The 10,359-nt window shown below is 66.0% G+C and carries 7 protein-coding genes and 4 pseudogenes; 4 read left to right on the forward strand and 7 right to left on the reverse strand.

The features are described 5' to 3' along the window. Positions 1–369: 369 nt before the first annotated feature. Positions 370–569: pseudogene (locus AB0L56_RS29340) on the reverse strand (hypothetical protein); the annotation flags it as partial. Positions 570–747: 178 nt separating this feature from the next. On the opposite strand from AB0L56_RS29340, the pseudogene purU reads away from it, so the two are divergent. The 3 genes and pseudogenes from purU to AB0L56_RS29355 form a co-directional block, all read left to right on the forward strand. Next, positions 748–931 (forward strand): annotated as a pseudogene (gene purU, locus AB0L56_RS29345) (formyltetrahydrofolate deformylase); the annotation flags it as partial. A 69-nt stretch (positions 932–1,000) separates the two neighbouring features. Further along, on the forward strand, positions 1,001–2,086 hold the full coding sequence (locus AB0L56_RS29350) for an S-(hydroxymethyl)mycothiol dehydrogenase (RefSeq protein ID WP_365428586.1): 1,086 nt from the start codon (positions 1,001–1,003) through the stop codon (positions 2,084–2,086). Next, positions 2,086–2,715 (forward strand): MBL fold metallo-hydrolase, encoded by a 630-nt coding sequence (locus tag AB0L56_RS29355; protein WP_365428562.1) that lies wholly within the window; start codon positions 2,086–2,088, stop codon positions 2,713–2,715. Before AB0L56_RS29350 ends, AB0L56_RS29355 begins: the two co-directional genes overlap by 1 nt. 256 nt (positions 2,716–2,971) lie before the next feature. Here the strand turns inward: AB0L56_RS29355 and AB0L56_RS29360 are convergent. The 6 genes and pseudogenes from AB0L56_RS29360 to pqqB all read right to left on the reverse strand — a co-directional run. Continuing rightward, a pseudogene (locus tag AB0L56_RS29360) lies at positions 2,972–3,765 on the reverse strand (IS481 family transposase); the annotation flags it as partial. 111 nt (positions 3,766–3,876) lie between these two features. Next, a complete protein-coding gene (gene pepN / locus AB0L56_RS29365) occupies positions 3,877–6,399 on the reverse strand; it encodes an aminopeptidase N (protein ID WP_365428565.1) in 2,523 nt (840 codons plus the stop codon). A gap of 24 nt (positions 6,400–6,423) precedes the next feature. Beyond that, positions 6,424–7,548, reverse strand: coding sequence for a pyrroloquinoline quinone biosynthesis protein PqqE (pqqE, locus tag AB0L56_RS29370; protein WP_365428568.1), 1,125 nt, complete (start codon positions 7,546–7,548; stop codon positions 6,424–6,426). Next, entirely contained in the window at positions 7,545–7,820 is a 276-nt protein-coding gene (pqqD, locus tag AB0L56_RS29375; protein ID WP_365428571.1) for a pyrroloquinoline quinone biosynthesis peptide chaperone PqqD, read from the reverse strand. Before pqqD ends, pqqE begins: the two co-directional genes overlap by 4 nt. Then, a complete protein-coding gene (gene pqqC / locus AB0L56_RS29380; RefSeq protein ID WP_019524875.1) occupies positions 7,820–8,515 on the reverse strand; it encodes a pyrroloquinoline-quinone synthase PqqC in 696 nt (231 codons plus the stop codon). Before pqqC ends, pqqD begins: the two co-directional genes overlap by 1 nt. Then, on the reverse strand, positions 8,512–9,408 hold the full coding sequence (gene pqqB, locus AB0L56_RS29385) for a pyrroloquinoline quinone biosynthesis protein PqqB (protein ID WP_365428574.1): 897 nt from the start codon (positions 9,406–9,408) through the stop codon (positions 8,512–8,514). The genes pqqC and pqqB overlap by 4 nt, the downstream gene beginning before the upstream one ends. A gap of 435 nt (positions 9,409–9,843) precedes the next feature. Between pqqB and AB0L56_RS29390 the strand changes: the two are divergent. Further along, positions 9,844–10,018, forward strand: a pseudogene (locus AB0L56_RS29390) (IS5/IS1182 family transposase); the annotation flags it as partial. Positions 10,019–10,359 lie beyond the last annotated feature (341 nt).

A 10,359-nucleotide genomic window follows, 5' to 3' on the forward strand; every position in this document is an offset into this window, starting at 1 on the left:
TCCGCTTGCTACGCCTTCCCTGTCTCGAGCTCACAGTTGTCGGCTGCACCTGAGACGGTGCGTAAGAAGCCTGCAACGGACCTGAATGAGTGGTCAATCTCTTGGCCACGAACGCGCGCCGAGCGCGTATGAACGGTGTCCACATGGTTACCTGCGGGCCATAAGCCCTTGTTCAGCGTTGTGCCTCCGCAGGGTGGGGACGGCCTTGATGATGACGGTTGTGCGGTCGGGCTGATCGGGGCGGACTCCGGCCGTGCCGTGCCGCGTTCGACGGGGCGCTCGGTCCTGGGCCAGTGCGCGGTTGACGGTTGCGTGGTGTGGGGTGGTTCGCCGCGGGTGGCCGTTTGAGCCCGGTGGTGACCTGGGGCCGGCGCCCTGTTGGGCGCGGTCGGGCCAGGCGGGGACGCCCTGTTGCCCGCAGATCCAAATGATCCGGGCCGCGGGCCGGTCGGGCCACGGGTGCTGCCCGGCCGGCCCGCGTCGCGCGGGGGGGGTGTCGTGACGGCGCAGGTGGACCAGGGCGTCCAGCGCACGCCGGTGCGGTGGAAGCCACACCGCCGGTCACCCTCCACCGCGACTGAGTCACCCGGAGTTGCCGTGCCCGGCCGTCACGCGGGTTTTGCTCGGCTTCTGCAGCAAGGCACGTCCGCGCCCAGTACTGCGAGTACAGTGCGGTTACGAGGGTAGTCAAGTGCGTCGCCACAAAGGGACCTTGGGCACCCTCACCTCATGCCTGCAGGCCTTCGGGAACCTATCGGCGCCACGACGCACTATGTCACCGCGGATCTCGACGAAGGGCCCATCACCGTGCAGGAGGTGGTCCGGATGGACCACGCCCTCGGTTTTGAGGAGATGGTCGCCCGCCGGCCGTGACGTGGAGTGTGTGGCATTGGCCCACGCCGTGCAGTGGCACGTGGGACACCGGGTACTGCGCAAGGCAACGGTACGGTCGTCCTCCGCTGACCGTACCGACATAACACGCGAAAGAGGGAACTTCGACATGACTCACGAGGTGCGCGGCGTCGTCGCCCGGAGCAAGAAGGCGCCGGTGTCGCTGGAGACGATCCTGGTCCCCGACCCCGGTCCCGGTGAGGCGCTGGTGAAGGTCCAGGCTTGCGGGGTATGCCACACCGACCTGCACTATCGGGAGGGCGGAATCAACGACGCCTTCCCCTTCCTGCTGGGCCACGAGGCGGCCGGGGTCGTGGAGGCCGTCGGCGAGGGCGTCGACGAGGTGGCTCCCGGCGACTACGTCATCCTCAACTGGCGCGCCGTGTGCGGCCAGTGCCGCGCCTGCAAGCGCGGACGCCCGCAGTACTGCTTCAGCACCCAGAACGCGACACAGAAGATGACCCTTGAGGACGGCACCGAGCTGGAGCCGGCCCTGGGCATCGGCGCCTTCGTGGAGAAGACCCTGGTCGCCGCCGGCCAGTGCACCAAGGTAGATCCGAGCGCCGCGCCGACGGCCGCCGGCCTGCTCGGCTGCGGCGTGATGGCCGGCCTCGGAGCGTCGATCAACACCGGCAACGTCGGCCGCGGCGACTCCGTTGCCGTCATCGGTTGCGGCGGTGTCGGCAACGCGGCCATCGCCGGCGCCCGCCTCGCCGGCGCCGCGAAGATCATCGCTGTCGACGTGGAGGAGAGAAAGCTGAACTGGGCCAAGGACTTCGGCGCCACCCACACCGTCAACTCCCGCCAGACCGACCCAGTCGAGGCCATCAGGGAGCTGACCGGCGGCTTCGGCGCCGACGTCGTCATCGACGCCGTCGGCCACCCGCAGACCTACGAGCAGGCCTTCTACGCCCGCGACCTGGCCGGCACCGTCGTCCTCGTCGGCGTGCCCACCCCGGAGATGAAGCTGGAACTGCCGCTGCTGGACGTCTTCGGACGCGGGGGCGCGCTGAAGTCCTCCTGGTACGGCGACTGCCTGCCCTCCCGCGACTTCCCCATGCTCGTCGACCTCTACCAGCAGGGCCGGCTCGACCTGGACGCCTTCGTCACCGAGACCATCAAGTTGGACGAGGTGGAGAAGGCGTTCGAGAAGATGCACGACGGCGACGTGCTGCGCTCGGTGGTGGTGCTGTGATGACCGCAGGCATCGAACGCCTCGTCACCTCCGGCACCTTCAGCCTCGACGGCGGATCCTGGGACGTCGACAACAACGTCTGGATCATCGGCGACGACGACGAGGTCCTGGTCATCGACCCGGCCCACGACGCCCAGGCCGTCCAGAAGGCCATCGGCGACCGTCGGGTGACCGCCATCGTCGCCACCCACGGCCATAACGACCACGTCAACGCCGCCCCCGCCCTCGCCGACCTCACCGGCGCCCCGGTCCACCTCCATCCCCAGGACGAGGTGCTGTGGCGCATGACCCACCCCGACCGCCCCGCCGATCGCCCCCTGGCCGACGGCGACGTCTTGGAGGTGGCCGGCACCGCTCTCACGGTCATCCACACCCCGGGCCACGCACCCGGCGCCATCTGCCTGTATGCGCCGGCGCTGCGTGCCCTCTTCTCCGGCGACACCCTCTTCCAGGGCGGCCCCGGAGCCACGGGCCGCTCCTACAGCGACTACGACACCATCCTGGCCTCCATCCAGGACCGGCTGATGCCGTTGCCGGGGGAGACCGTCGTCCATACGGGTCATGGCGACACGACCACACTCGCCGCCGAGGCGCCCCACCTGAGGGAGCTGCTCGCCAAGGGCTCCTGACTGAGCCCCTCCCGTGTCGGGGGGACGGGCCCGTCCGTGCGAGACCCAATACGAAGATGTCTCACGTGGCGAGTCGCCAGCTTCCTGTAGCAGGGTGAGGCGGCGGCGAGGCCACGCCTGACAGGCACGCGGGTTGGCCGGTGGGCCCGTCCGGGCAGGGGCCCGGCGAGTAGAACAGGGGGCGACACCGTGACGTAGCGGTGTCGTTGCTGTTCGTAAGCTCGGCGTCGCCTGCCGGTGGCAGCCCGCCCTCGGTGTGTTGTCCGGACAGGTTGGTGACGCGGCCGGCTGGGCTCTGGCTGTCGATGCCGGTGTGGGGCCGGTGGTGGTTGTACCGGTCCAGCCGGTCAGGAACCGCTGCCTGCCGTTCGGTCTTGGAGGTGTAGGGCCGCTGGTAGGCCCGTCCTCGAGCAGGGTGCGGTGGAAACGCTCGACCTTGCCGTTGGTCTGCGGCCGCCAGGGCCGGGTCCAGTGAGGGCTGATGCCCTGGTCGGCGAACCAGGCCGTGGCGCGGGTGAGGAAGGAAGGTAGACGTAGCCGGCCATGGACCGCTTCCGGTTGGCGCGACCCGCCTGGCGGCCGAGGACCTTGTGGCCGCCGCCGTCGGGGATGCGGCCAGCTTTTTGACGCCGATGTGGACCAGCTCGCCGGGACGGGCGCGTTCGTAGCGTCGACGGGGTCGCCGGTGGGCCGGTTCAGCACGGCAAGCGCAAGCAGGCCTTGGCGGCGCAGGATGCGGTAGGCGGTGGAGGATGCGATACCGACACCGGCCGCCAACCGCACAGGTCCGATGCGGTGCTCGCGCCGCAGGTGTACGACCCGTGGCTCCACGGCGGCCGGGGTGCGGCGCGGCTGGTGGTGCGGACGGCTGAAACGGTCATGCATGCCCTCGGTGCACAGCTGCCGGTAACGGTCCGCCCAGCGGGCCGGTGTCGTGCGGCTGACTTGGAAGCGTTCCGCTGCCCGGCGCAGCGGCCAGCCGTCGTCCACGACACACCGGGCCAGACGTAGTCGGCCGGTCGGAGTCAGCGGGGCATTGCGACGGCACACGAGGGCCTCCTGGACGCCGGTTGTAGATGTCGCAATCCACACCGAACCCAGAATGCCCTCACCCGTTCAAGCAACCAGCACGCGTGTCACCAACGTCCCGGCACAACACACCTAGCCCGTTCTGTGCGCCGCGTCGCACGCTCGTGCTGCCTGCATGATGAGAAGCTCGGTTCGCTCCTCTCTGACGGCCTTCAGCACGTTTGCGGAGAGCAGCTTGTTGTCCAGCAGGTCATCCGTACCCGCCAGCACGCTTTGCTCAACGTAGGTGAAATGAGGATAGAGCGCGCGAGCGAACGCCAACACGAACTCGGGCTCGGCGGTTCCTGCCATGCTCTGCAAGGCCCGCAAGTAGCGGTCCGCGTACGGAGTGAGCAACGCCTCCTGTCCCGGTTGCCGCAGCCCCGCCATGATGGCTTTCCGTTCCGCAAGCGAAAATCCATCGCTGAACAACCGGGTCCACGCTTCTTCTTTGGCGGCACGGGTGGGGCGTGCGGCCTCCACCAACAAGGCGTTCCGGCGGCCGCTGTCCCCCGGGTCGGCTTCCGTCGCGACGTCCAAGAGCCCGTCGATGTCGCCTCCAGTCGACGCGAGGCGGAGCAATCCCCGCCACCGCAGATCTCGGTCCACCTCTAGTCCTGCCCAGGGGGACCGCCCACACACTATTTCGCTCAGCAGAGCGTGGCCGTCGGCCTGGAGGACACCCACGAGGATGCGGGCAAGGACCAGCTGGTGATCGGTACCCGCAGCGGCGCCGTCCAACTGCTCACGTACTTGGCGCGCCAAGACCTCGAGCATTCGGCAACTGCTGAACGGGTCCCCGTAGACCCGCACCGCCTGCACCGCCCGCTCCAAGAGCACTTGGAGGACGCCGACATCGCTCTCCAGCACTCCATGCGTGAGAACCGCGGCTGCGTAACTCCGCGCGGGCAAGTGTGCGTCGAGCACGTCGTCCCACAACGCTCCCCAGACGACTGCTCGCGCTCGTCGATCATCCAGTGCGGACAGGCTGCACAAGGCCGTCCGTCGAGATCGTGGGTCCAGCCTGACCTTGACATGACTCACCGCATCGTCATTGGGCACCAGCAGGTCCGGGCTCGCGTCGAAGACGGCGAGTTCGCCTTCGCGCCTACCGGGACTGAGCGACACATGCGTGCGTTGCCGCAGCACCAACTTGGCATCGTGGTCGTCGAACGTAGCGATCCGCAGATTCAGGTGACGCGGCGGAACGTCGGGATCGGGACACTGCACTACCCGATCGCCACCCGCATGGCGGACCACCTCCACCGTGTTGACACCGCGGCGCAGCAGCCATTCGTCCACCCACCGGTCCACATCTTCGTTCGACACCTGCCGCAGCGCCGCCACAAAGTCATCGAGGCCGGCGTTTCCCCACGCATGCGTCCGCAGATACGTCCGCACACCGGCGACGAAAGATTCCCAACCCAAGCGCTCCGCGAGGTCATGCAGCACCGCTGCGCCTCTCAGGTAGACGATCGGGCCGAGATTCGACCGCGCAGCATCGGTGTCGGCGGTTTCCACCCGGATCGCGTGGCTGGTGGGCAACTGGTCGGCATGTCGAGCTATTGGCAGGGCGTGGTGTGCAAAGGCGGTCCAGCCTTCCCCGTACCGCGTCGCTTCAGCCTGTGCGACGACCGCCATCATCGTCGCGAAGGCCTCATTCAGCCACAGATCGTCCCACCAGCGCATCGTCACGTAGTCGCCGAACCACATGTGCGCCATCTCGTGCAGCAAGACGTCGGCTCGTCTTCGCCGCGCGTCCTCAGTGACACGATGCCGGAACAGGAGTCCCTCGTTGAGCGTCACACAGCCCGGATGTTCCATTCCTCCGAACGCGTACTCGGGCGCGAAGACGTGGTCATACTTGGTGAACGGGTACGGAAGGTCAAACAACTCGCTGTAGTAGTCGAGGCCACGGCCGATCACGTCGAACAGTTCGGGCGCTTCGCCGGCGAGCTCCTCGAAGAGCGAGTTCCGCGCGTACAGCGCCAGCGGCACTCCGCTGTGACTGGAACGCAGTCGCCGGAACGGGCCGGCGGCGAAGGCCACCAGATACGGCGGCAGCGGTGGCGTGCGTCCGAAGCGCCACGTCGAACGCTCCTCGCCTGTGGGCGACAGCGGCTCCTCGTGGTCGGTGTTGGCAACCACGACCCAGTGAGTGTCAGCGGTGACGGTCAGGTCGACCGTTGCCTTCAGATCGGGCTGGTCGAAACAGGCGTACACCGTGTGCGCCGCGAAGGGTTCGAATTTGGTGTGTACGTAGACCTGTCCGTCAAGCGGGTCGCGGAAACGGTGCAGCCCCTCACCCGTTCGCGAATATGAAGCAGAACCGACCACTCGAACCGTGTTTTCACCAGGTCGCACGTCGAGCCGGACACGCGTCCCGTCGTGCGCGTCCGGCCCGAGCGCACGGCCATTGCACTCGACCGATTCGACCTCCCCCGCGAAGTCGAGAAAGATGAACGCATCCCCCGAACAGGCCTGGAAGCGAGCCACAGTACTCGTCGCGAACTTCCGGTCACCCACGGTCAGGTCGAGTTCCACCGCGTAGTGCACGTCGGAGATCTCGGCCGAACGCGCTGCCGCCTCTCCCTTCGTCAGCACGTTTCTGGACACGACACGACCTTCGCCTGGCATACGTCAGTTACCGCGCGCCGCCCCGTGCGGGCGGCGGTAGACGAGCTCCTCGCGGATCGTTTCGCCGTCTGCCGCGACATCCGCCTGATTGGCGCGAACGAGAGCGTCCTGCACCAAGTGGTGGTCGGGTGAGTGCATGCAAACCGGATCGGTGCGCGCCGGATCGCCGGTCAAGGCGAAGGCCTGGCACCGACATCCGCCGAAATCCATCTCCTTGCGAGGACAGCTACGGCACGGATCAGCCATCCACTCAGTTCCCCGGAATGCCTCGAACGCCTCGGACTTCGACCAGATCCACGCGAGGTCGTGGTCGCGAACCGAGGAGAAGTTCATCGTCGTGATCTCCGCAGCCACCGGACACGGATACACGGTGCCGTCGGGTGCCACGGTCAGTGCCGTCTGCGCCCATCCGCCCATGCACGGCTTCGGATAGGGCTCGTAGTAGTCAGGGAGGATCCAGAGGAGTTCCATGTGCTCCCCCAGCTCGGCCTTCCGGCGTTTGTAGACGCCCACAGCCTCCTCCAGCTGCGCCTTGGTCGGCAGCAGCAGGTCGCGGTTGCGAAGAGCCCAGCCGTAATACTGGGTGTTGGCGAGCTCCAGTCGCTCGGCGCCCCACGACACACAGACGTCGATGATCGCGTCCAGACGAGGCAGGTTCATCCGGTGCAGAACCACATTCATGTTCAACGGCAGTCCGGCCTCGCGGATGATGCGCGCAGCTTCCTCCTTTTTGTCGAATCGCTTGCTCGCTGCCACCAAGTTCGTCGACTCAGCGGCGTCGCCCTGAATGCTCAGCTGGGCGCTGTTGAGCCCCGCCGAAACGAGCGACCTCGCACGACTCTCCGTAAGCCCGAGGCCGCTGGTGATCAAGTTCGTGTACAGGCCGAGGCGACGACACTCGGCGACCAGCGTCTCCAGATCGCCGCGAACGAGCGGTTCACCGCCTGAAAAGTGCACCTGTACGACCCCGAGGCCGGCTGCATCGCGGATCACCCGCAACCAGTCTTCGGTCGCGAGCTCATCCTGCCGATCGAGCAACGCCAACGGGTTCGAGCAGTAGACGCAGTGCAACGGACACTGGTGCGTGACTTCGGCCAGCAGGGCGTACGGATGCGGCATACCGTTCATGTGACCACCACCCAGCCCCGCTCACGCGCATCATGAAGGAATGTCATTACGTCGTTCGTGAGATCGGCAACCTCGAAATCTTGCTCAAGCTGAGTGACCACCTGCCGCACAGTTCGGCTGCCGTCGCACAATCCCAAGATCGCTGCCCCAGACTTGTTCAGGAGCACGACCCTCTCCGGCAACAACAGCAACTCCACGTCTCGGACGCTGTCGTGTCTGAGCATCGCCTTGGTCGCCAACCGAGGAATGGCCGTCAGATCGGATTCGTCCATCACGGCTTCTTGCTGTACGCGAGTTGCACGGAGTCAAGCAGGCTCCAGAGGACATCACACTTGAACTCCAGCGCTCGTACGCAGGCGTCCTGCTGCTCCCTGGACTTCGCGTGGTTGATCACCAGGTCGAGCAGATGCGCAATGTCTTTGGGCTGCTGGGTCAGTCGCGCACGGAAGTACTCCAAACCTTCCGTTGCGATCCATGGGTAGTGCTGCTGGACGTCGGCAATCCTACGGCTGAGCAGATCTGGCGCGAACAGTTCGGTCAGGGCCGACGCCACGGCCTCCAGCCACGGCTTCCGGTGACAAAAATCCACGTAGGCGTCCACGGCGAACCGCACTCCGGGCAGCACCGAGTCGCCGTCGAACAATTCTCGACGGGTCAATCCGACAGCTTCACCGAGGCGGACCCACTTTTCGATACCGCCTTCGTCTCCCGTTCGCCCGTCATGATCGATGATGCGCTGAATCCACTGGCGCCTGTCCTCCCGACCGGGAAGCTTGGTCAGGATGAAAGCGTCCTTCACCGGCAGGTTCACCTGATAATAGAAGCGATTCCGCACCCAACCTCGGAACTCCTCCTCGGTCAGCAAGCCCGCGTGCATTCGCTCGTTGAACGGGTGCAGATGGTGGTACCGCTTTTCTCCGATCGACCGCAGTTGCGCTTCGAATTCCTCAGCAGACCAAGCGTTCATATTTCCACCTCCAAGCCGGCTCGACCAACCTCGATACCCAAGCCCGTCAGCCAGCGCCGCTCCTTGGAATCTTCGTCGAGGATAGGGTTCGTGTTGTTGATGTGGGTGTAGATCTTCCGTTTCGCAGGAAGCGCAGCCAGAGCGCGGGCAGAACCGTCGTCGCCACTGATGGGCATGTGCCCCATGGAGCGTCCGGTGCGACTTCCTGCCCCTTGGCAGGACATTTCGTCGTCCGTCCAGAACGTGCCGTCCAAGAAGACGCAGTCAGCCGACGCAACCTGCTCGGTGAACTTCTCGTCCCACCGGGGCAGCGTCGGCGCGTACACCAGGGTCCCGCCCGTCACCTTGTCCTCCAAGCGGAAGCCCACCTCCCACTCCGACCCGCGAAGCCCTGAACCTCCTACGTAGCGAGGCGGCTTGGATCCGGTCAGGAAGGCAGTCGCGCGCAACCGATCGTCCAGGTCAACCGGCTTGCCGATGTCAACCGGAGACCATGAGAGATCCGCGTAGTCGCTCAGCAACTCCCGAACCGGGAACCGCCGGGTCAGCGCCTCCAGCACGGGGTCCGTCCCGTACACCGTCAGCGACGACTCCTCACGCAGCATCAGCAAGCCGATCGTGTGATCGAACTCTGCGTCCGTCAGTAGCACACCGGCAACCGGCGTCGTCCGAATACCGGGACCCGGATGCAAAGAGGGATCCGCCGCTATCTGATGATGGACGTCCGGGGTGGCATTCAACAGAAGCCACCGCTCGCCGTCTCCGGAAACCGCAATCCCTGCGTGTGTCGTCGCGACTTCAGGCTTGACACGGGCCTTTCGGCACCCCGCGCAAGCGCAATTCCACTGCGGATAACCTCCGCCTGCCGCCGCCCCGAGGCAATGAATAAACACAGCGCGAAAAACAATCCGTTAACGCCGGCGCAGGCGTTCGCCAGCTTCAGAGTACGCATCGACTACCGAAAAAACAGGCGTTTCCCACCTCATGGCGTCCTCCTCAAGTTCGACCATCGACAGTGGCCGTACAACAACAAGCACCGTTGCCTGTCGAGGGTTTAGTCAGGGCGACCATCGGTTACAGTCGGCCTGGACTCACCTTTTTCTTTTCACAGCTTATTCGTCCTCGCCTACCTGACAACCGACTGCGAACGAACGGCACCGAACCGCTGACGGACGGCTGCCGTGCCGCCACGAGCGGACTGCTGCAAACACTGAGCGTTTTCAGCGTGGCCACCGACCGGGTGATGACCGCGGTGCCCGCAACGCACAGGGCTCCCACGCCGATGGGTGAGGGGTTCGAAGCCTCAGTCTGTTGGCCCAGGAGCCTGGCTGGTCCCCTGGTTTGCCGCACTCGACCTGCCGCATGCGCTGGTCAAGTGGGTCACAATGCTCATCGGCGTCGCCAGTGAGGGTGGTGCGGCGCTGCAAGCTCCCGCCGCACCAGCATGCCCTCGTCGGCCTGGTCCACCTGCGCCGTCACCACACCCTCGCGCGCGACGCGAGCCGGCCGGGAGCAACAGGGCGTCCCCGCCTGGCCCGACCGCGCCCAACAGGGCGCCGGCCCCAGGTCACCACCGGGCTTAAACGGTCACCCGGCGGCGAACCACCCCACACCAACGCTGAACAAGGCTCATCGCAGGAGCGCTGGCTGCCGGCATCCGACAAGCTGCTTTCCCCCGCCCTGCGGCCGCACGCGATCCAAACGGAAAACTCAGCCGACGGTGATGGGTGGCTATTTATTGTGCGCATCACGGGATTGTGCTTTTGCATGACGCGGGGTGTTGCCGGGTTTTGGGTGGTGGGCAATTGTTGTGAGGGTTGGTAACCGATCTTGTGCTCGGTGGC

The organism is Streptomyces sp. NPDC052079, assembly GCF_040680275.1.
In the GTDB taxonomy this organism is placed as follows: Bacteria; Actinomycetota; Actinomycetes; order Streptomycetales; family Streptomycetaceae; genus Streptomyces.